Below are 18,423 nucleotides of genomic sequence, written 5' to 3'. Positions count from 1 at the left end.
CGAGTGCGGTCGTTATGGTTGCTGCGCGCCACCTGCGGCCATGCTTGCCGAACGCGTCCGATGACATACGATCGGTCGGCAAGTCCCGGCACGGCCAAGCAGGCATGCTCCGGAGGCTTACGCCGCAAGGGTTTGCGGGCGAACGGCGGGCCGAAGCAGCGGGCGGATATTTGGGAGTAAGGCGAGATTCTAACGCCAAACCCTCGCGGCGCGCGAGTTATCCACAGGGTCAAATCACCGCGCCGAAACAGGGCGAAAGAGCCGCGCTGCACCGGCGATGGGCGCTAAACTATTGACGGTCAATAGGAAAACGGTTTAAATAGCGGGTTCCGCGAAAACAGAATTCCTGAACCTCCGGCCATCGTGCTTGCAGTGACCACACTGGAGCCAAGCCCGCGCGGTCAATCAACTCAAGTGAGAGCACCATGAAACGTACTTACCAACCTTCCGTGACGCGCCGCAAGCGCACCCATGGCTTCCGCGTTCGCATGAAGACCGCCGGCGGCCGCAAGGTCATCAACGCTCGCCGCGCGAAGGGCCGCAAGCGCCTGGCCATCTAATACAGATCGGTGCTGCTCGCAGCCGCGTCGCGTTCGGAGACGGACGCATCGGAAGGTGGCGAGCCGCTTGCCGAGCGCCGCACAGAAGTCTTGAAACAGGACATCGTCGAGTTGCCGGCGTCGGCCGCGTTCCCCAAGGCCGCAAGGCTGCTGAAAACGGATGAGTTCTCATCCGTTTTTCGTTTGCGCCCCTGGCGGCGTTCGCCGCACTTCGTGCTGTACGGCAAGCCCACGGGCAACGAAGCGCGGCTCGGGCTCGTCATCGGCAAGAAGCAGGCGCCGCGCGCCGTCACGCGCAATCTGATCAAGCGGCTTGCGCGCGAGGCGTTCCGGCTGCGTCGCGAAGAGCTGCGCGGATTCGACATCCTCGTGCGGCTGCACGCGAAAATCGACCGCAAGGCGATGCCGAGCGCCAGTTCGCCGCCGCTCGGCGCGCTGTGCCGCGGCGAACTGGAAGTACTTTTCGACCGTGCCGTGCGCGAAGCAGCGCGCCGCGTGGCCGAAACCGTGGCGGCGCCGCCTTCGGCGCCCGCCGTCGACGATTCATCCGGCCCTTCTGGGTCATGAAGCGCGGCAGCGACGGTTTGTCTTCCACGGCAGACCGAACGCGCAGCGCGAAGCTTATGCAAACGGCACTCATCGCGTTGTTGCGCTTCTACAAGGTTGCGATCAGCCCCCTGCTCGGCAACCGGTGCCGCTTTTACCCTTCCTGTTCCGACTACGCGCGCGAGGCAATCCAGTATCATGGCGCCGCGCATGGCACGTATCTCGCCGCAAAACGGCTCTGCCGCTGCCATCCCTTTTCGGCGGGCGGCGTCGATCTCGTGCCGACACCGTCCCGTGGCTCCGGTTCTCCATCCGCTTCCAATCAGGCGGATAGCCCGGCTGCAGGTTCCGCCCAAGAAAAGCATTCACCACTAAACGGCGCAAAAGCGCTTACCGATCGACACTGAGACAACGCATGGATATCAAACGCACCGTCCTATGGGTCATCTTCTTCGTGTCAGTTGTCATGCTGTTCGACAACTGGCAGCGCGACCATGGGCGCCCGTCGATGTTCTTCCCGAGCGCGACGCAGCCGGCCAAGACCGCCAGCAATCCGGCACCGGGCTCGGCTACGCCGGGCGCGCAGCCGTCCGAACTGACGAACGCGCCGGCAGGCGCTGCGCCGGGCACGTCGACGCCGCCGGCCACCGCCGCATCGCAACTCGTCAAGTTCACGACGGACGTGTATTCCGGTGAGATCGACACGCGCGGCGGCACGCTCTCGAAGCTCTCGCTGCTGAAAGAAGGCGACGGCAAGCAGCCCGACCTCTACATCACGCTCTTCGATCACACCGCGAACCACACGTACCTCGCGCGCACGGGCCTGCTCGGCGGCGACTTCCCGAATCACAACGACGTGTTCACGGCGGTTCCGGGCCAGACGTCGCTGTCGGGGGACGCGAAGACGCTGACGCTCGCGTTCGAATCACCGGTGAAGGGCGGCGTGAAGGTCGTGAAGACCTACACGTTCACGCGCGGCAGCTACGTGATCAACGTGGATACGAAGATCGAGAACGTCGGCAATGCGCCGGTCACGCCGAAGCTCTACATGGAACTCGTGCGCGACAACACGCCGGTCGAGACGCCGCGCTTCTCGCACACGTTCATCGGGCCGGCTGTCTATACCGATCAGAAGCACTTCCAGAAGATCGATTTCAGCGACATCGACAAGAACAAGGCCGCGTTCGAGCCGTCCGCGAACAACGGCTGGATCGCGATGGTGCAGCACTACTTTGCGTCGGCGTGGATTCCGAAGGAAGGCGCGCAGCGCGATATATACGTCCAGAAGATCGACCCGAGCCTGTACCGCGTGGGCGTGCAGCAGCCGGTGCAGACCATCGCGCCGGGACAGAGCGTGACGGTCGATGCGCGTCTTTTCGCCGGTCCCGAAGAAGAGCGCATGCTGGAAGGCATCGCGCCGGGTCTGGAGCTGGTGAAGGACTACGGCATGGTGACGATCATCGCCAAGCCGCTTTTCTGGCTGCTCGAAAAGATTCACGGATTCGTCGGCAACTGGGGCTGGGCGATCGTGCTCTTGACGCTGCTGATCAAGGCGGTGTTTTTCCCGCTGTCGGCGGCGAGCTACAAGTCGATGGCGCGCATGAAGGAAATCACGCCGCGCATGCAGCAGATTCGCGAACGCTTCAAGAGCGATCCGCAGAAGATGAACGCGCAGTTGATGGAGTTGTACAAGACCGAGAAGGTGAATCCGTTCGGCGGCTGTCTGCCGGTGGTAATTCAGATTCCGGTGTTCATCTCGCTGTACTGGGTGCTGCTGTCGTCGGTGGAAATGCGCGGCGCGCCGTGGATCGGCTGGATTCACGATCTGTCGCAGCAAGACCCGTATTTCATCCTGCCGGTGCTGATGGCCGTGTCGATGTTCCTTCAAACGAAGCTGAACCCGACGCCGCCCGACCCCGTGCAAGCCAAGATGATGATGTTCATGCCGATCGCGTTCTCGGTCATGTTCTTCTTCTTTCCGGCGGGTCTCGTGCTGTATTACGTGGTGAACAACGTGCTGTCGATCGCGCAGCAGTACTACATCACGCGGATGATGGGACAGCGTAAGAAGAAGGTGGCTTGAGGTTTTTGGCTGCTGGTTTTGAATGGGGAGACGCCCGGCTTGCCGGGCGTTTTTGTTTTCGCGCTGCTTTGACCGCTTACCGCACCGCTTTTTTTACCCCTCGTTGTTTTGTCGGGTTGCGGCGGAAGAAGCGCGGTTGCTTAGTCTTTCGTCTAACCGGCTCAATTTGGCCAGAAAAAGTCTCGCCGCGGCCGTTGCCTCACGGACATCGCGACGAAAGGCGTCCTTCTCCTCGTGACTCCGGAACGCCGGTAGGGTTTCCGCCGCCTCCGCCCGAGAAGAGATATACGGTGTGATGTCCTCGCCGTCTAGCAGCAATGTCGCCCGCCGGCCGAGAAGCATCGTCAATGACCTGCGATTCCTCCTTCTCGGCATTGCATTTCCATCGAACCAGTTCTTTACAGTCGTAGAGGTGACATTCGCGTCCGGGTCCGCATGCTCGAGCGCGCGGACGAGGTCGCCCGCATGTCCGACGCGGAAGGTCTTTTTGTTTTGCTTGAAATAGGGAACGTCACGCTGGATGGTGTCGGCCGCATCTTCGACCAGCAGCCTTAATCCATCCGCGAAAGCCCTTTTTGTACGATTCGTCGCCATGCAGATAGTGTCGTAGACATTCCAATCGGCGTCGCCGAGTTCGAATTTGAGTTTTTCGGTTCGAACTTGGATTAGCAGCCGGACCCGCCAGAAGTCCCTTACCGCGCAGGCTTTCCGCTTTTCAACGGCACAAGATACTTCCCGCCGATCGATATGAAAAATTTGGTCGCAGCCAGCGCGCCCTACCGCTTCATCGCCCCATAGAACTGGTCGATAAGCTCCTCCAGCAGGTACCGGTGATGCGGCGACAGCGCCTCGATCTTCGACGCAAGCTCCAGCGTGTCCTCGGACGCGGGGTATCTCTCGTCGCGCGCGAGCGGTTTGGGCGCGGTCTGCGCGCCGCCGCTCGGCGGCGGACCGTAATGCAGCCAGTGAAGATCCACCTTCAGCCATTCAGCGAGCGTCTGGAGTTTGTCGCTCGTGGGAATGGAGCGCCCGGTCAGCCACTTGTGCGCGGTTTGCGGGGACACCGGCTCGCCCTGGTACCGCAAGTTGAATTTGTTCGCGAGATCGGTCGCGCCCCGCATCTTCTCGGGCGAGCGGGCCATGGAAAATTTGAGCCGTTCTGAGAAATCGGCCTTCTCTTGCTGTGTTGGCATGCGTTCAATTGTGCAAGGCAACCGCTGCCTATACGTCAACCAACCGCGCTAGATGTGGCGCGCATTGGACGTCGTTTATCCTGTCCGAGCAATTGATTTCTTGCCTGATGTCAGCTATGTAGGCGCCGCCCGACGAGTTCCGACAAGCGCGGGCCGATTCTCCATCCACAACGGTACTGCACAGAGCGATTCGAAATTGTATCTTGTTTAAGATAATGCAAGAATTATCCTAGCGAATCGGATCAAGAAGCGCGCGATACAATGCCGGCTCCTTCCGACGCCTCCGCTCCGACCGCCGCCATGTTGACCAACGACACCGATCCCATCGTCGCTATCGCCACCGCGCCGGGGCGCGGCGGAATCGGCGTCGTGCGGCTCTCGTTCGGTCGGGCGGGCCAGGCGGCCGCGCAGCGGTCGATGCATGCGCTATGCGGCCAGCCGCTCACGCCGCGCCACGCGAGCTACGTCCCGTTCATCGACGGCGAGGGGGAAGCACTCGACCGCGGCATCGCGCTGTACTTTCCTGCGCCGCATTCGTACACGGGCGAGCACGTTCTGGAATTGCAGGGCCACGGCGGGCCGATCGTGCTGCAGCTCTTGCTGCAACGGGCGATCGAGGCGGGACGCGACTTCGGCCTGCGGCTCGCGGAGCCCGGCGAGTTCACGCGCCGCGCGTTTCTGAACGACAAGCTCGATCTCGCGCAGGCCGAAGCCGTCGCCGACCTCATCGAAGCGAGCACGGAAGCCGCCGCGCGTTCGGCCGGCCGCTCCTTGGAAGGCGCGTTCTCGCGCGAAATTCACGCGCTCGTGGAGGACGTCATCACGCTGCGAATGCTGGTCGAGGCGACGCTCGATTTTCCGGAAGAAGAGATCGACTTTCTCGAAGCCGCCGACGCGCGCGGCAAGCTCACCCGCATCCGCGAACGGCTGGATCGCGTGCTCGCGGATGCCCGGCAAGGCGCGCTCCTGCGCGAAGGCATGTCGGTCGTGCTGGCGGGGCAGCCGAACGTCGGGAAATCGTCGCTATTGAATGCGCTCGCCGGTGCAGAACTGGCGATCGTCACGCCGATTGCGGGCACCACGCGCGACAAGGTTGCGCAGACGATTCAGATCGAGGGCATCCCGCTGCATATCATCGACACCGCCGGCTTGCGCGAGACCGAAGACGAAGTGGAGCGCATCGGCATCGAGCGCACGTGGGGCGAGATCGAGCGCGCGGACGTCGTGCTCCATTTGCTCGACGCTCGCACGGGCATGACGGCCGACGACGAATCCATTGCTGCCCGCTTTCCGCAGGGCGTGCCGGTCGTCCGCGTGCTGAACAAGACTGATCTCGCGGGCGCGCCGGCCGCCGTGCGCGAACGCGACGACCGAGCGCGCGAAGTGAACCTGTCCGCCAAGACGGGCGACGGCATCGCGCTGTTGCGCGAGCAGTTGTTGAAAATCGCCGGCTGGCAGGCGGGCGCCGAAAGCGTCTACCTCGCGCGGGAACGGCACCTCACCGCGCTGCGCGAAGCGCGCGAGCATCTTGCGCTCGCCGCGGATCACGCGAGCCAGCAATCGCAGGTGCTCGACCTGTTCGCCGAAGAGTTGCGGCTCGCGCAGGACAGCCTGAACGCGATCACCGGCGAATTCACTTCCGACGATCTGCTCGGCGTCATCTTCAGCCGCTTCTGCATCGGGAAATAGCGCATCAGGCGACACGCGGAGGCCCCAACTCCCGCAATTCGGCCGTGAGCTTTTCGGCTTCCTCGGGCCGTCCGTGAAATGCCGCCGGCGTGTTCTGAAACATCTCGATCGCGTACGCTCCGTCGCAAAGGGAAAGCACGAGCGTCTGCACGGCATTGAAGCGCGGATCGAGCGCGTCTTGTCCCCGCGGCCACATGCCGGCCACCGCGCGCAGCAACAGCGTCTGCCCGGCCGCCATGCGCCTGACTTCGCGCACCTTCGCGACAAAAAGTGGCGTGGGATGCGCCGCGAAGATCGGCTTCAAGTGCGCCTCTATGCAGGCCCGGCCGTCGATGGCGCTGCCGTCGAAGCCGACGAGGCTGCCTCGCTCCGCAAAGCGCCCGGCCATAGCGGCGGCGTCCCGACGATTCCAGTCGTCGAGCAGTGCGAAGTACACGCGCCGCGCGCTGGCTGTCCAGTCGTCGATGCTGTTCATGCTGCCCTCTTCCAGGCCGCAGCGAAGACGCCCGCGCCCATCAGCAACGCGCCGCCGGTGCGGTTCACGGCGCGCTGCACCGAAGTCTTGCGGATCGCGCGGCGCGCTCCCGATGCGAGCAGCGCATAGGCGAACGCGTTCGCCGCCGCAATGCCGACGAACGTAGCTTCCAGAATGGCGATCTGCGAGACGGACGCCGCGTGCGGATCCACGAACTGCGGCACGAAGGCGACGAAGAAGATGATGCTTTTGGGGATGAGCGTGGTGACCGCATAGGCGTGCGCGAAGATGCGGCTCGTGCGCAGTTCGCCGACCGGCTTGACGGCATCCGTATCGACGACCGGCGCGCGCCACAGCTTCACGCCGAGATAGAACAAATAAGCCGCGCCGATCCACTTCACAGCCATGAAAAGCTCCGCCGATGCCGCGAGCACCACGCCGAGACCGAGCATCGAAGCAGTCATGGCCGTGAGGTCGCCGAGCGCGACGCCAATTGTCGTCGCAAGAGCGTATCTGCGGCCGTGGCCGAGCGCGTACGAGACGACGAGCAGCACTGTCGGCCCGGGAATCGCCACGAGAATCGCCGAAGCGATTGCAAACGGCAGCCATTGAGCGAGCGTCATTCCGGATTCTCCTTGAGTAATGCCGTCGATTTATCCACGAACCGGCGTGCGTGACAATAGGCCGTTCGGCTAGCTTCCGCTACTGGACATCGACTGCTAGGCGCGTGTCGCGGCGCGACAGGAATCGCTTCTGCGACGCACCAAAAGCGCAACGAGACAAATCGTCGCACCGGCCCTCTCCTTTCGAAAGATTTATTTTCGCTTTCGCGAGTTAATCGGCCGTTCGTCGTAAAAGGGAGCGCAGGTAATCTCCGGGATAAAAACTGCGACATTGCGTCTTGTTGCGATCGCACACAACATATGCTTGCAACGCGACACCGCTCATTTAGCATGAGTTCACGGAACGGGTTTTATATACGTTGCTAATGTCGCGGCTTGAGTCCGGAGGCTCTATTCATGAAGAAACGCGCCAGTGCTGTCTTCGCCGTGGTGAGCTTGGTTGTCGCGGTTTCCGCGGCATACGCGCAGGACAACGCGATCCAGCCACAGCAGACGTTCAAATTCAGGCCGAACTCGTACGGCTGCTTGTCGAAAGATAAATTCGATTCAGCAGATCAGCACGCGAAAGCCGGCGAACATCAGCAAATGCAGCAGTTCTTCGAAGGCTACGAGTGCATATCGACGCCGGTGAATTCGCATTTTCGCGTGCTGCGGGTGGTCGGCCACGACATTGAATTCGTGAATGCCGCCAATAGCGACACGCAAGGCATGTGGACCGCCGATCGCTTTATCGACCAATAAGCGGTCGTACCTAGCGCGCCATGAATACGGCGCGGTCGCCTGCTTGGGTGACCGCGCGATCCGCACTTCCAATTCCACATCGATTCGCCGCACAATGTCGGGCTCATCGCGCCCGATGTGCGGCTTTTGCCGTTGCGCCGTGCCGCTTTCCAACTTCTTATGAATCGCCGGCCGCGAGCGCCGGCGTCATCGCTGCATGGCTCTGAAATCCACCATCTACAAGGCCGATCTCCAGATCGCCGACATGGACCGTCATTACTATGGCGACCACTCCTTGACCATCGCGCGGCATCCGTCCGAGACGGACGAACGCATGATGATTCGCGTCGCGGCGTTCGGTCTGTTCGCCGACGAGCGACTCGAATTCTGCAAGGGCCTCTCGGATACCGACGAACCGGATCTCTGGCAAAAGGACCTCACCGGACAGATCGAGCTTTGGATCGAGGCCGGTCAGCCGGACGAACGGCGCATTGCGAAGGCGAGCGGTCGCGCGGATCGGGTGGTCGTGATCGCGTATGCGGGAAAGACGGCGGACATCTGGTGGCAGGGCGTGCGCGCGAAGGTCGAGCGCCTGCAGAACGTGACGGTGTGGTCGCTCGCGGACGGCGTGGCGGAAGCGCTCGGCAAGCTGGCCGAACGGACAATGCGCCTGCAACTGACCGTGCAGGATGGCGAGGCGTCGCTCGGCAGCGCGACGGTCGATCCGGTGGCGATTCGCTGGAACGTGCTGAAGGCGCCGGGCGCGTGAGCGTCAGGCTTCCGGCGGCCCTTTGAGCTCGATCATGTTGCCTTCGGGATCGAACAGATAGAGCGACGGGCCGAAGCCCTCGGCGCCGTAACGCCGTGCCTCTTCGCCGATGCGCGCGCCGTGCGTCTCTAGATGAGCGCGCAGCGCGGCGGCATCGAAGGGTTCGACGCGCAGGCACAAGTGATCGATGTTGCGGCCCGCGCCGGGCTGACCGCTTTCCGGTCGGTCGATGGATGCGCCGACGGCAAGCAGATCGATCAGCGAGCGGCCGGCGCGCATCTGCACGAGACGGATATCGCGCTGCTCTTTCTCGACCGCGCAGCCGAGCGCGGTGCGGTAGAAGTGGATCATCGCGTCGAGGTCGATGCAGCGAATCACGACGTGATCGATTTCGTGGATGTGGATGGGCATGGTGCGCTGCTCGCTCGCGGGGTGCTTGAGGGGCAGTGTACGCGGGATGTGGTTTGCGGGAGACGCGGAAAAGACAAAGGGCTCGGTGTGATACCGAGCCCTTTGGAATTCGTGGTGGAGAGGAGGAGGATCGAACTCCCGACCTTCGCATTGCGAACGCGACGCTCTCCCAGCTGAGCTACCCCCCCGACGAAGTGCGATTCTACCACAGCGAAGCGCCCTGCAAGCAAGCCCCTCCGCTGCGCCACAACACGTTACTTCTGCGGCGCCCCCGCGAGCACCCACGCGACGACGGTCTTGATATCGCCATCGTTCATCGCGGGGTGGGAGGGCATCGGGATCGAGCCCCAGACGCCGGCGCCGCCGTCCTTCACTTTCTTGGCGAGCTTCGCACTCGCCTGAGCATCGCCCTTGTACTTCTGCGCGACCTGCTGGAACGACGGACCCACGAGCTTGCGATCCACCGCATGACAGCCCATGCACGCATTGCTGCGCGCAATCGCCATCGCGTTCGCAGAGGAAACCGACGCAACCGGCTGTTCAGCCGCCACCGCATAGCCCGATGCCGCCAACAACGCAGCCACGACAAACCTTGCTTCAACCATCTTCACGCACCATTACTTCGCTGAACTGGAACTGCCCGGACGCACATCAGAATTCTTCACGGGCGCCGGGGTCTGCTGATCGAGCGGTCGCGAGCTCACCGACGAATCCGGCACCGTGCCGACCGTCGCTTCCGCGGGCGCAGGCGTCGCCGTCGTCGATGCACTCGCGCCCGACGCCGCCGCCGCTGCCAGCGCCTTCGCCTCCTCCGGCTTGATGTACTGATACACCTTCACGACCTGCTCCACGCCCGACACGCGCGCCGCGACATCCGCACCGTGCGCGCCTTCATCCTGCGTGACGAGGCCCATCAGATAAATGATGCTTCGCTCGCACACCACCTTGTAGTAGTTGGCCGACAGATCCTTCTCGCCGACCATCGCGGTCTTCACGCGGCCTTCGAGGTACGAATCGTTGGCGCGCGACGATATCGAACTCGCCGGCTGCACCGACAGTTCGTTCACGATGCCGCCCACGTTGTTGATATCGCGCACGACAGCTTCGGCCTTTTGCTTGGACGCGTCGTCGGGTACTTCGCCCGTCAGCAGCACGCGCCGGTTGAACACCGTCACGTTGATGTGCGCCTGATCGGACACGTTCTCCTTGATCCGCGAAAGCGCCTTGACCTGGATCTCGCGGTCTTCCGTTTGCGCGCCGAGCGTGCGGCGATCCGTGGCGATCAGCGTGCCGCCCGCCGCCGCGCCCACCACCGCGAGCGCGCAGCCCTGCAGCGTCAGCGCGACGCCGGACAACAGGCTGACCGTCAGCGTGGCTTGAGTCAGCGCCGCCTTGACGCGTGTCTTCTTCATCAACTCCGTTCCCCCTTTTGGATTCAGTCTTCGCCCAGCAGCATCGCGTCGATGCCGTCGCACAGGCAATGAATGGTCAACAGATGAATTTCGTGGATGCGCGCGGTCCGTTCGGACGGCACGCAGATGTGGATGTCGGTATCGGCGAGCACGTCGGTCATCGCGCCGCCGCCGTCGCCGGTCAGCGCAATCGCGACCATCTCGCGTTCGTGCGCTTCCTGCACGGCGGCAAGCACGTTCACGCAGTTGCCGGATGCACTGATCGCCAGCAAGACGTCGCCCGCTTGTCCGAGCGCGCGGACCTGATTCGAGAAGATCTGCTCGAACGCGAAGTCGTTGCCGATGGCCGTGAGAATCGAGGAATCCGTGGTCAGCGCGATAGCCGGCAAGCCGGGGCGCTCGCGTTCGAAGCGGCCAATGAGCGCGGCTGCGAAACGTTGCGCGTCCGCTGCCGAGGCGCCGTTGCCGCACACGAGAATCTTCGAGCCGTTGGCGAGCGCGCTGAACAGCGTATCGACGGCGGCCGCGATGGGCACCGCGAGCGTATCGAGTGCTTCGAGCTTGAGCGCGGCGCTGTCGCGGAATTGCTGTTGAATGCGTTCGACTGACATCGACTCTCGGTGTTCGGCCGCGATGCGGCGTTCGTTGCGTGTGGCGTTGGAGCGAGGCGCGCGCAAATCGCGGCGAGCGTCCGGCGTTGAGTCTGCGCAGTTTACCGCATGCACCCTGCGCCGAACCGCGCGCTACGACTCGTCCGCGCGAAACGCATCCGGCAGCCAGCGAATCTCGCCCGCGTCGAACGCGATCACGTCGAAGCGGCATGCCGGAAGCGCGCCGCGCCACGTCGTCAAATAGTGCTGCGCGGCGCGCACGAGACGCGCGCGCTTCGTCGCGCCGATGCTCGTCGCTGCATCCGCGAACCGGCGGCTCTTGCGCGCCCGCACTTCGACGAACACCAGCGCGCCGCCTTCATCGACCATCACGAGATCGATCTCGCCGCCGCGACAGCGCACGTTTCGCGCGACAAGGCGCATGCGCTGCCGCTCGAGATAGTGGAGCGCGCGTGCCTCGAAAGCATCGCCGAGCGTTTTGGACATTCGTGCCTCGTGAAAGTTGTCGGCGGGCAGGCCGAAGCGCGCGTGGCAAAATGACGTCCTCTCCTCTTCGCTCTACGCCCGCCCGCGCACATGTTGCACATCACTGAACTGGCCGCCGGGCAGCAGTATCCGGCGGGCGCGCTGTACGTCGTCGCCACGCCCATCGGCAATGCCGCGGATATCACCGTGCGCGCGCTGCATGTGCTTTCGCTCGTCGATCGCATCGCCGCCGAGGACACGCGCAACACTGCGCAACTGCTCGCGCGTTACGGCATCTCGAAGCCGTCCATCGCCGTTCACGAACACAACGAGCGCAGCGCGGCCGAGCGCGTGATCGAGCATCTGCGTAGCGGCGAGCGCATCGCGTGTGTATCGGATGCAGGCACGCCCGGCATTTCGGACCCCGGCGCGCGTCTCGTCGATGCCGTGCGCGAGGCCGGCCTGCCCGTGGTTCCGCTTCCGGGGCCGAGCGCGGTCGTCACCGCATTGAGCGCGGCGGGCGCATGGGTCAACGGCTTCACGTTCGTCGGCTTCCTGCCGGCGAAGGCGAAGCAGCGCGCCTCGCAATTGCGCACGCTCGCGCAGCATCCGACGGCGCTCGTCTTCTACGAAGCGCCGCATCGCATTGTCGAAACGACGCGTGCGCTCGCCGATGCGTTGGGTGGCGAGCGGCAGCTTCTGATCGCACGCGAGTTGACGAAGTTACACGAGAGCCTGCATCGCTGCACCCTGGCCGAAGGGCCAACGTGGCTCGAAGGCGATGCCAATCGTCAGCGCGGCGAGTTCGTGCTCGTTGTGGAAGGCGCGCCCGAAGCGGAGGATGCCGAGGACGCGCACGATGCGCTGCTTCTGACGCTGCTGGAGGAGTTGTCGGTGAAAAGCGCGGCGCGAATCGCGGCGACGCTGACGGGCGCGCCGCGCAACGCGCTGTACGAGCGCGCGCTGCGGCTCAACAAGCCGGCGCAGGAATGAAAACGGGCCGTCGAAAGACGGCCCGTCCGTTGTCGGAGCAGCGCGAAAAGCTCAGTTCACGCTGTCGTCCGCGAGCGACTGCGACTGTTCGCGCGCCGCTCGAACCTCTTGCTGCGTGAGGCCTTCGATCTTCACTTTCTGCGTCCCCGCGCCGCGCATGCCGAGCGCGGCGGCGGCGGCATACGACAGGTCGATCACCCGGCCACGCACGTAAGGACCGCGATCGTTGATCTTCACCACGACGGTCTTGTGATTCGACTCGTTCGTCACGCGCACCCATGACGCGAGCGGCAGCGTGCGGTGGGCGGCGGTCATGGCGTTCATGTCGAACTTCTCGCCGCTTGCCGTCTTGCGGCCATGAAACCAGCGGCCGTACCACGAAGCCTTGCCCTGCTGTTCGAACGTGCCGACGTCCGGACCGTCGGTGATCGGCTGTGCGTCGGAGAGCGACTGGCTCTTGTTCGCGGTGTCGGCGGGAACCGTGCTCAGGTTCGTGTCGAATGCGAGCGGCGCATTCGAGCGGGCACTTGCCATGCTGATAGTAGGCGTGGTCTGATGATATGACGCGACGTCGCCCGAACCGGGCGCGGCGCAACCTGCCAGGACGCCGACAGCGAACAGGCTTGCGATATGTCGAATGAATCGAGCATTCATAGGCGGTTACCAACGGTAAAAGGGCCGCCGCGCCGCGCTGGTGAGCGCGCGTCAGGCAGCCAAAGGCTTCTCCGCGCAAAGCAGCGCGCCGCTCGCGTAGGCGAACGGCAGACTGATGCTCGGATGCGGCGTACTCGTGCCGCAAACGCCCGGTTATCGTTCACGTCTGGCGCAACCTGTCCCCGGCAGCCTGACCAGACCCCACATGCCGCCATCGAACGTGGCATCACGCTCGTGCCCGCCTCGACCACGAGACGGCGCAGGAACGGCGGCGTAGGCCCCATCCAGCGTGACAGCGGCAAAGGCCGTCGGACGGACGCGCAGCGCCCGGCTGGACAAGACGTGTGCACCTACAAGAAGGTGCGTTGAGTTGCAGTTGCGAGGCTTTTGGCCCCTAACAGCTTACTGATGGCGATTGTAAAAACGCACAGGCGTTTCGGCAGTCGCCCATTGACGGCATGGCCGAAGCCATGCACTAGTGAGCCCATTATACAAAAAAAGCGGGGTTTGGCTTCGCCGACTGTGGAAATCGTCATTGATTCTGCCTATGAGCGCAAGAATTTCCGATTGCGACAGCCCTGTTCGCGCGACCGTCGCGGCTTCCGAGCCGCCGGTACAATGAACGTTTTTACAGGCGCCGTCCCCCGGACAGACCGATGAAAGTCACTCTCGTTCCCGTTACGCCGTTCCAGCAGAACTGCTCTATCGTCGTCTGCGAGGCGACGCGCCGCGCGGCCGTCGTCGATCCGGGCGGCGACATCGAGCGGATTATCGCGGAGGTGGATCGGCAAGGCGTGACGGTCGAGAAGGTTCTGCTCACGCACGGTCATCTGGATCACTGCGGCGGCGCGAAGGCGCTCGCGGATCATTACGGCGTGCAGATCGAAGGGCCGCAGAAGGAAGACGCGTTCTGGATCGACCAGTTGCCGGCGCAGTCACAGCGGTTCGGCTTCGCGAACGCGCAAGCTTTCACGCCCGACCGATGGCTGGAAGACGGCGAGACCGTTCAATTCGGCAACGAGACGATGGAAGTCTTCTTCTGTCCCGGCCACACGCCGGGGCATGTCGTGTTCTTCAGCCGCGAGCATCGGCTTGCGTTCGTCGGGGACGTGCTGTTCGCCGGCTCCATCGGCCGAACGGACTTTCCGCGCGGCAATCACGCCGAGCTCATCCGCTCGATCCGCGAGAAGCTCTGGCCGCTCGGCGACGACGTCACGTTCGTTCCGGGTCACGGCCCGGCATCGACTTTCGGCGAAGAACGCCGCACGAATCCGTTCGTGCGCGATGGAGTCGCCGCATGAACGCAATCCCCGAAATCTACGTCAGCACGGACGTCGAAGCAGACGGCCCGATTCCCGGTCCGCACTCGATGCTGAGTTTCGCGTCGGCGGCGTACACGGCCGACAAGCAACTCATCGCCACCTTCTCCGCGAATCTCGAAACGCTGGAAGGCGCGGCCCCGCATCCGGTGCAGGCCGCGTGGTGGAAAACGCAGCCCGAAGCGTGGGCCGCATGCCGGACGGATCTGCAAAAGCCGGAAGTGGCGCTCGTGAACTACGTCGAATGGGTCGAAGCGCTGCCGGGCAAGCCCGTGTTCGTCGCGTATCCGGCGGGCTTCGACTTCACGCACATGTTCTGGTACATGATGCGCTTCGCTCAACGCTGCCCGTTTTCGTGGTCGGCGCTGGACATGAAGACGCTCGCTTTCGCCATCACCGGCCTGCCGTATCGGAAGGCGATCAAGCCGCGCTTGCCAAAGCACTGGTTCGACGACTTGCCGCACACGCATGTGGCGCTCGACGACGCCATCGAGCAAGGCGCGCTCTTCTGCAACATGCTCGCCGATCTGCGCGCCGCACAGGCGGCTTTGGCGTCATCGCAAGCGGCAGCGAGCGCTGACGAACCGACGGAAAGTGATCCGGAAGGTAAAACACCGCCCGCAGAGCCAGTGAGTTAGGGAATCTCCCTCGCTGCGCCCACGTTGCATTGCGCTTCTTTTCTGGGGCCTCTACCATTGGAGTCAGATCGCGACCGAACGGAGGCGCAGTTGACTCTCGATACATTTTCACAAAAGATCCTGCGTCTCCTGCAACTGGACGCTCGCCGCTCCGTTCAGGAAATCTCCGATCAGGTCGGGCTGTCGAGTACGCCGTGCTGGCGCCGTATCAAGGACATGGAGCAGTCCGGCGTCATTCAGCGTTATACGGCGCTGCTCGACCGCGAAAAGCTCGGGCTGCACGTCTGCGCGCTCGCGCATATTCATTTGACGCGCCATACGGAAGGCGGCGTCGAGCAATTCGAGCGCGAAATCGCGACGTGTCCCGAAGTGACCGAGTGCTATAGCACGACGGGAGAATCCGATTACATCCTGAAGATCGTCGCGCCCGATATCAAGGCGTACGACGCGTTTCTTCACGACCGCATCTTCAAGATTCCGGCCGTCGCGCAAGTGCGCACGAGCGTCGTGCTGCGGGAAATCAAGTTCGATACGCAATTGCCGCTTTAGAAGCGCGCGCCTGACTCCGATGCGTTTTGTGCCGGTTGAGTCGCGGCCACTTTGACAGCCTGCGTCACGCGAATCTGACGCGCGCCGAGTCGTTGCCTGAGCGCGTCCAGATTCACATTCGCGAGTCGGGGCCCCGTCTCGCTTTGTTCCGCGTACGGCAGAACAATTTCCACGTCGAAGCCGCGCTTCAGATAGTGCAGGTTCAGTGTATCGACGGTTAACCCCTGTTCCGAAAACGCAGCGGTAACCGCCTTCGTCACCGTGGAACGCAGCGGAAAATTGCCGGGCAGCGGATTCACCGCATCGCTTTCCGGATCGACGTGGATGAGCGCGTCGATTACCCGGGAATCGGCCAGGATATGCGCCCGCGCGGACTCGGCGATGTAATGACCCTCCGAAACGGAAATCAGCGGGTCCACGAGAATGTGCGCATCGACAATGGCGAGATCGCCCATTTTGCGGGTACGCAAATCGTGCACATCGCGTACGCCGGGTGTGCCGAGCAAAATGCCGCGAAAATCGGTCGTGGTGGATTCATCCAGCGCGCGGTCCGAAAGGTCTTGCAGCGCATCCCACGCGAACGTCCATCCCATTCGGCCTACCAGAAAACCCACGAGCGCCGCCGCAATGGGATCGAGAATACGGAACCCTGCGATACTGCCGACGATGCCGAGCGCGACGACAAGCGAAGAAGCCGCATCCGATCGCGCATGCCACGCATTCGCGACGAGCATTGCTGACCGCACGCGTTCGGCCGCGCGCAGCATATAGCGAAACAGCGCCTCTTTGGACACGAGAACGATTATGGCAACAACCAATGCGCTCGCATGAACCGGCGGAATTGCACCAAGATTCATGATGCGCACGCCCGCGCGCCACAACATGCCGATACCGACGGCAATCAGCAATCCGCCGAGGAATAGCGAAGCTACCGTTTCGTAACGGCTGTGACCATAGTTGTGATCCACATCCGGTACCGCCGCCGCCTTTCTGTTCGCAATCAGAACCACGAGATCCGAAACGATATCGGCGAGTGAATGAACGCCGTCGGCAATCAGTGCCTGCGAATGCGCGATCAGACCGACCGCGAGTTGTGCGGTAGTGAGTCCGCTGTTGAGCGCGATACTTGTCCAGGTTGTTCGAACTGCGACATCGTGCTTTTCCGTTGCGTGCGCCGTCGAAAGTGTCATGTAAAGTGCTCGGGGTGACCATTGACTGCATTTTATCAGGCACGCACCGCTTCCGCTTTTAAATCAACAACTTAATAACGCGACGCATTCTCGCCAAACGATTAACTGAACGCAGTGCGCGAATAGCCGGCGCCAACAAAAAGGCCGCGCCATCGGGCGCGGCCTTTTATGGTCCGACTGAAGCGGCTTATTTTCCGATCAGGAAACTATCGCGGTCCTGACCCGCAATCCACTTTGGCGGCTTGCCACGGCCGGACCACGTGCTGCCGCTCTCGGGATCACGGTATTTCGGCGCGACACCGGTGCGGCTGCGCGATGCCTTAGCGGCTTTCGCGCCCCGGCCGCCGGCCAGTTCCTGAAGCGTGATGCCGTAATCGGCCATTTTCTGCTTGATCTCATTAAGTACTTCGGCGTATTCGCGCGACTTCGCTTCTTCGATCTGACGCTCGAGAGACTCGCGCTGTGCGAGCAGTTCCTTGTATGAAGGCATGGCAAATCCCTAGTAGTGTATTGGCTTGCGAGTCGAGTGCTCGCTCTTCGGTTATCAGTATAGCCTCGGACTGAATCGCAGATTAACACATTTCAGCTAAATCGCGGCATAGAAGGATTGCGATTAAGTGTATTGGCTAATTACTCGTAACATTTGCCGACTCGTTCGCCGTTTCGAACACTGGCGCTCTGGCGTAAATCTCCGATTCAGTGTCCGATGAACGTGAGAATCGCATGAGACGAAAAGAACGAGTTCCACTCGGCAAACAAATTCTCATCGGATGGCAGCTTCTGGTGCAGTTTGTTGCCTAAAGAACAGTCGGGAACAGTGGCGGCGCTGTAAAGCGCATGCAAGTTACCGATGCGTCCTACGCATGTCGTTCGAAACAGTCGATGAGCGCGGCTTTCAATTCTTTTGCGTCGAGCTTGGGTTTATCGAATGTGAAACGATTGCGCGCGCCCGAATCAAGCAAATCGCAGCCATACCGGTCTATCCCCAATAATCGGATGTCGGCTGGCCGGCTTGGATGTGTCTCGGACAATGCGCAAAGCGCGGCTTCTTCGTCGTCGCTCAACGGTTCCAGCGGATCAATGTCATTTCCGTCGAGCCAGCCCATTGCGCCAAAGCCGCCGATAAAGCGCATGCGCGCTGTCGACAGTACCCAGAAAGCGAAATCGCCTAATGCGAGATAACGCGCCGCATCCGGGTGATAGCGCAGATATCGCCGCGCGAGTTGTTCGTGATCCGATTTCGCCGCAGGTTCGAATGTGCCCAGCAGAGTCAGACGCTGGCCTTCCAGGACGCTTCCGCTACTGGCATGCGCGACGAGAAAGCCGGCGCGCGGGTCGGCTTGAAGATTACGCGTGTGTTCAGCGAGGTGACTGATGAGCAGCATCGGCGCGTGCCGCGCGGTCAGCGCGAACGGCAACGCAGTCGGATAAGGAAAGCCCGCCGGATCGCGCGAATGAGTCGCGAGCGTTCCTTCGGAAACACGATGCAGCAAATGAAGCGGCGCTTGCGGCGGAATATTCAT

General features: G+C 62.6%; 24 protein-coding genes and 1 tRNA gene. 11 read left to right on the top strand and 14 right to left on the bottom strand.

Going from position 1 to position 18,423, the window contains the following annotated elements; genetic code table 11:
• Positions 1-425 precede the first annotated feature (425 nt).
• The 4 genes from rpmH to yidC all read left to right on the top strand — a co-directional run bounded on the left by rpmH (position 426) and on the right by yidC (position 3,189).
• A complete protein-coding gene (gene rpmH, locus LDZ26_RS13460) occupies positions 426-560 on the top strand; it encodes a 50S ribosomal protein L34 (protein WP_004198824.1) in 135 nt (44 codons plus the stop codon).
• Positions 561-650: 90 nt separating this feature from the next.
• Entirely contained in the window at positions 651-1,127 is a 477-nt protein-coding gene (gene rnpA / locus LDZ26_RS13455) for a ribonuclease P protein component (RefSeq protein ID WP_244847614.1), read from the top strand.
• A 56-nt stretch (positions 1,128-1,183) separates the two neighbouring features.
• Positions 1,184-1,513 carry a membrane protein insertion efficiency factor YidD gene (gene yidD / locus LDZ26_RS13450; RefSeq protein WP_175938864.1) on the top strand — a complete coding sequence of 110 codons (330 nt, stop codon included), beginning with the start codon at positions 1,184-1,186 and terminating at the stop codon, positions 1,511-1,513.
• A gap of 8 nt (positions 1,514-1,521) precedes the next feature.
• Positions 1,522-3,189 carry a membrane protein insertase YidC gene (gene yidC, locus LDZ26_RS13445; protein WP_244847613.1) on the top strand — a complete coding sequence of 556 codons (1,668 nt, stop codon included), beginning with the start codon at positions 1,522-1,524 and terminating at the stop codon, positions 3,187-3,189.
• A 93-nt stretch (positions 3,190-3,282) separates the two neighbouring features.
• On the opposite strand, the gene LDZ26_RS13440 is transcribed toward yidC, so the two are convergent.
• Together LDZ26_RS13440 and LDZ26_RS13435 are read right to left on the bottom strand one after the other, a co-directional pair.
• Positions 3,283-3,783: a hypothetical protein gene (locus tag LDZ26_RS13440; RefSeq protein ID WP_244847612.1), complete on the bottom strand. Its 501-nt coding sequence runs from the start codon at positions 3,781-3,783 to the stop codon at positions 3,283-3,285.
• 182 nt (positions 3,784-3,965) lie between these two features.
• A complete protein-coding gene (locus LDZ26_RS13435; RefSeq protein ID WP_244847611.1) occupies positions 3,966-4,382 on the bottom strand; it encodes a transcriptional regulator in 417 nt (138 codons plus the stop codon).
• A 300-nt stretch (positions 4,383-4,682) separates the two neighbouring features.
• On the opposite strand from LDZ26_RS13435, the gene mnmE reads away from it, so the two are divergent.
• Positions 4,683-6,071 carry a tRNA uridine-5-carboxymethylaminomethyl(34) synthesis GTPase MnmE gene (gene mnmE, locus LDZ26_RS13430; RefSeq protein ID WP_244847610.1) on the top strand — a complete coding sequence of 463 codons (1,389 nt, stop codon included), beginning with the start codon at positions 4,683-4,685 and terminating at the stop codon, positions 6,069-6,071.
• Positions 6,072-6,075: 4 nt separating this feature from the next.
• Here mnmE and LDZ26_RS13425 read toward each other — a convergent pair whose 3' ends face one another.
• Together LDZ26_RS13425 and LDZ26_RS13420 are read right to left on the bottom strand one after the other, a co-directional pair.
• On the bottom strand, positions 6,076-6,546 hold the full coding sequence (locus tag LDZ26_RS13425) for an SgcJ/EcaC family oxidoreductase (RefSeq protein ID WP_244847609.1): 471 nt from the start codon (positions 6,544-6,546) through the stop codon (positions 6,076-6,078).
• Positions 6,543-7,169 carry a LysE family translocator gene (locus tag LDZ26_RS13420; RefSeq protein ID WP_244847608.1) on the bottom strand — a complete coding sequence of 209 codons (627 nt, stop codon included), beginning with the start codon at positions 7,167-7,169 and terminating at the stop codon, positions 6,543-6,545. The genes LDZ26_RS13425 and LDZ26_RS13420 overlap by 4 nt, the downstream gene beginning before the upstream one ends.
• A 396-nt stretch (positions 7,170-7,565) precedes the next feature.
• Here LDZ26_RS13420 and sap1 point away from each other — a divergent pair, with 396 nt between their 5' ends.
• Entirely contained in the window at positions 7,566-7,910 is a 345-nt protein-coding gene (gene sap1 / locus LDZ26_RS13415; protein WP_244847607.1) for a surface attachment protein Sap1, read from the top strand.
• A gap of 196 nt (positions 7,911-8,106) precedes the next feature.
• Positions 8,107-8,658: a YaeQ family protein gene (locus LDZ26_RS13410; protein ID WP_244847606.1), complete on the top strand. Its 552-nt coding sequence runs from the start codon at positions 8,107-8,109 to the stop codon at positions 8,656-8,658.
• A gap of 3 nt (positions 8,659-8,661) precedes the next feature.
• On the opposite strand, the gene LDZ26_RS13405 is transcribed toward LDZ26_RS13410, so the two are convergent.
• The 6 genes from LDZ26_RS13405 to LDZ26_RS13380 form a co-directional block, all read right to left on the bottom strand.
• On the bottom strand, positions 8,662-9,069 hold the full coding sequence (locus tag LDZ26_RS13405) for a VOC family protein (protein ID WP_244847605.1): 408 nt from the start codon (positions 9,067-9,069) through the stop codon (positions 8,662-8,664).
• Between the two features lie 112 nt (positions 9,070-9,181).
• Positions 9,182-9,257: transfer RNA gene (locus LDZ26_RS13400), tRNA-Ala, on the bottom strand.
• A gap of 66 nt (positions 9,258-9,323) precedes the next feature.
• On the bottom strand, positions 9,324-9,674 hold the full coding sequence (locus tag LDZ26_RS13395) for a c-type cytochrome (protein ID WP_244847604.1): 351 nt from the start codon (positions 9,672-9,674) through the stop codon (positions 9,324-9,326).
• Positions 9,675-9,686: 12 nt separating this feature from the next.
• Positions 9,687-10,481 (bottom strand): BON domain-containing protein, encoded by a 795-nt coding sequence (locus tag LDZ26_RS13390; protein WP_244847603.1) that lies wholly within the window; start codon positions 10,479-10,481, stop codon positions 9,687-9,689.
• Positions 10,482-10,504: 23 nt separating this feature from the next.
• Positions 10,505-11,092: a phosphoheptose isomerase gene (locus LDZ26_RS13385; RefSeq protein WP_244847602.1), complete on the bottom strand. Its 588-nt coding sequence runs from the start codon at positions 11,090-11,092 to the stop codon at positions 10,505-10,507.
• 132 nt (positions 11,093-11,224) lie between these two features.
• On the bottom strand, positions 11,225-11,578 hold the full coding sequence (locus LDZ26_RS13380) for a YraN family protein (protein WP_244847601.1): 354 nt from the start codon (positions 11,576-11,578) through the stop codon (positions 11,225-11,227).
• 90 nt (positions 11,579-11,668) lie between these two features.
• On the opposite strand from LDZ26_RS13380, the gene rsmI reads away from it, so the two are divergent.
• Positions 11,669-12,550 (top strand): 16S rRNA (cytidine(1402)-2'-O)-methyltransferase, encoded by an 882-nt coding sequence (gene rsmI, locus LDZ26_RS13375; RefSeq protein ID WP_244847600.1) that lies wholly within the window; start codon positions 11,669-11,671, stop codon positions 12,548-12,550.
• A 51-nt stretch (positions 12,551-12,601) separates the two neighbouring features.
• On the opposite strand, the gene LDZ26_RS13370 is transcribed toward rsmI, so the two are convergent.
• Positions 12,602-13,204, bottom strand: coding sequence for a septal ring lytic transglycosylase RlpA family protein (locus tag LDZ26_RS13370; RefSeq protein WP_244847599.1), 603 nt, complete (start codon positions 13,202-13,204; stop codon positions 12,602-12,604).
• A gap of 656 nt (positions 13,205-13,860) precedes the next feature.
• Here LDZ26_RS13370 and LDZ26_RS13365 point away from each other — a divergent pair.
• The 3 genes from LDZ26_RS13365 to LDZ26_RS13355 all read left to right on the top strand — a co-directional run bounded on the left by LDZ26_RS13365 (position 13,861) and on the right by LDZ26_RS13355 (position 15,710).
• Positions 13,861-14,505 carry an MBL fold metallo-hydrolase gene (locus LDZ26_RS13365; RefSeq protein WP_244847598.1) on the top strand — a complete coding sequence of 215 codons (645 nt, stop codon included), beginning with the start codon at positions 13,861-13,863 and terminating at the stop codon, positions 14,503-14,505.
• Complete coding sequence (locus LDZ26_RS13360) at positions 14,502-15,161, top strand: exonuclease (RefSeq protein ID WP_244847597.1); 660 nt, start codon at positions 14,502-14,504, stop codon at positions 15,159-15,161. Before LDZ26_RS13365 ends, LDZ26_RS13360 begins: the two co-directional genes overlap by 4 nt.
• A 90-nt stretch (positions 15,162-15,251) precedes the next feature.
• The gene (locus LDZ26_RS13355) at positions 15,252-15,710 is read left to right on the top strand and encodes an Lrp/AsnC family transcriptional regulator (protein WP_008352298.1); all 459 of its coding nucleotides are present in this window, start codon (positions 15,252-15,254) and stop codon (positions 15,708-15,710) included.
• On the opposite strand, the gene LDZ26_RS13350 is transcribed toward LDZ26_RS13355, so the two are convergent.
• The 3 genes from LDZ26_RS13350 to LDZ26_RS13340 form a co-directional block, all read right to left on the bottom strand.
• Positions 15,707-16,900 (bottom strand): cation diffusion facilitator family transporter, encoded by a 1,194-nt coding sequence (locus LDZ26_RS13350; RefSeq protein WP_244847596.1) that lies wholly within the window; start codon positions 16,898-16,900, stop codon positions 15,707-15,709. The two genes, LDZ26_RS13355 and LDZ26_RS13350, sit on opposite strands and share 4 nt — an antisense overlap.
• A gap of 187 nt (positions 16,901-17,087) precedes the next feature.
• Positions 17,088-17,390: an H-NS family nucleoid-associated regulatory protein gene (locus LDZ26_RS13345; protein ID WP_159837423.1), complete on the bottom strand. Its 303-nt coding sequence runs from the start codon at positions 17,388-17,390 to the stop codon at positions 17,088-17,090.
• A 367-nt stretch (positions 17,391-17,757) separates the two neighbouring features.
• Positions 17,758-18,423: a HugZ family protein gene (locus LDZ26_RS13340; protein WP_244847595.1), complete on the bottom strand. Its 666-nt coding sequence runs from the start codon at positions 18,421-18,423 to the stop codon at positions 17,758-17,760.

This window comes from Caballeronia sp. SL2Y3, from assembly GCF_022879575.1.
Classification (GTDB): domain Bacteria; phylum Pseudomonadota; class Gammaproteobacteria; order Burkholderiales; family Burkholderiaceae; genus Caballeronia.
This window is presented reverse-complemented; position numbering and strand designations above follow the sequence as displayed.

What these genes read in the sequence shown, in the direction of transcription:
- rpmH (WP_004198824.1), top strand. Translation starts at nt 426, where the DNA reads ATGAAACGTACTTACCAACCTTCCGTGACGCGCCGCAAGCGCACCCAT.
- yidD (WP_175938864.1), top strand. Translation starts at nt 1,184, where the DNA reads ATGCAAACGGCACTCATCGCGTTGTTGCGCTTCTACAAGGTTGCGATC.
- yidC (WP_244847613.1), top strand. Translation starts at nt 1,522, where the DNA reads ATGGATATCAAACGCACCGTCCTATGGGTCATCTTCTTCGTGTCAGTT.
- LDZ26_RS13440 (WP_244847612.1), bottom strand. Translation starts at nt 3,783, where the DNA reads ATGGCGACGAATCGTACAAAAAGGGCTTTCGCGGATGGATTAAGGCTG.
- LDZ26_RS13435 (WP_244847611.1), bottom strand. Translation starts at nt 4,382, where the DNA reads ATGCCAACACAGCAAGAGAAGGCCGATTTCTCAGAACGGCTCAAATTT.
- mnmE (WP_244847610.1), top strand. Translation starts at nt 4,683, where the DNA reads ATGTTGACCAACGACACCGATCCCATCGTCGCTATCGCCACCGCGCCG.
- LDZ26_RS13425 (WP_244847609.1), bottom strand. Translation starts at nt 6,546, where the DNA reads ATGAACAGCATCGACGACTGGACAGCCAGCGCGCGGCGCGTGTACTTC.
- LDZ26_RS13420 (WP_244847608.1), bottom strand. Translation starts at nt 7,169, where the DNA reads ATGACGCTCGCTCAATGGCTGCCGTTTGCAATCGCTTCGGCGATTCTC.
- sap1 (WP_244847607.1), top strand. Translation starts at nt 7,566, where the DNA reads ATGAAGAAACGCGCCAGTGCTGTCTTCGCCGTGGTGAGCTTGGTTGTC.
- LDZ26_RS13410 (WP_244847606.1), top strand. Translation starts at nt 8,107, where the DNA reads ATGGCTCTGAAATCCACCATCTACAAGGCCGATCTCCAGATCGCCGAC.
- LDZ26_RS13405 (WP_244847605.1), bottom strand. Translation starts at nt 9,069, where the DNA reads ATGCCCATCCACATCCACGAAATCGATCACGTCGTGATTCGCTGCATC.
- LDZ26_RS13395 (WP_244847604.1), bottom strand. Translation starts at nt 9,674, where the DNA reads ATGGTTGAAGCAAGGTTTGTCGTGGCTGCGTTGTTGGCGGCATCGGGC.
- LDZ26_RS13390 (WP_244847603.1), bottom strand. Translation starts at nt 10,481, where the DNA reads ATGAAGAAGACACGCGTCAAGGCGGCGCTGACTCAAGCCACGCTGACG.
- LDZ26_RS13385 (WP_244847602.1), bottom strand. Translation starts at nt 11,092, where the DNA reads ATGTCAGTCGAACGCATTCAACAGCAATTCCGCGACAGCGCCGCGCTC.
- LDZ26_RS13380 (WP_244847601.1), bottom strand. Translation starts at nt 11,578, where the DNA reads ATGTCCAAAACGCTCGGCGATGCTTTCGAGGCACGCGCGCTCCACTAT.
- rsmI (WP_244847600.1), top strand. Translation starts at nt 11,669, where the DNA reads ATGTTGCACATCACTGAACTGGCCGCCGGGCAGCAGTATCCGGCGGGC.
- LDZ26_RS13370 (WP_244847599.1), bottom strand. Translation starts at nt 13,204, where the DNA reads ATGAATGCTCGATTCATTCGACATATCGCAAGCCTGTTCGCTGTCGGC.
- LDZ26_RS13365 (WP_244847598.1), top strand. Translation starts at nt 13,861, where the DNA reads ATGAAAGTCACTCTCGTTCCCGTTACGCCGTTCCAGCAGAACTGCTCT.
- LDZ26_RS13360 (WP_244847597.1), top strand. Translation starts at nt 14,502, where the DNA reads ATGAACGCAATCCCCGAAATCTACGTCAGCACGGACGTCGAAGCAGAC.
- LDZ26_RS13350 (WP_244847596.1), bottom strand. Translation starts at nt 16,900, where the DNA reads ATGACACTTTCGACGGCGCACGCAACGGAAAAGCACGATGTCGCAGTT.
- LDZ26_RS13345 (WP_159837423.1), bottom strand. Translation starts at nt 17,390, where the DNA reads ATGCCTTCATACAAGGAACTGCTCGCACAGCGCGAGTCTCTCGAGCGT.
- LDZ26_RS13340 (WP_244847595.1), bottom strand. Translation starts at nt 18,423, where the DNA reads ATGAATATTCCGCCGCAAGCGCCGCTTCATTTGCTGCATCGTGTTTCC.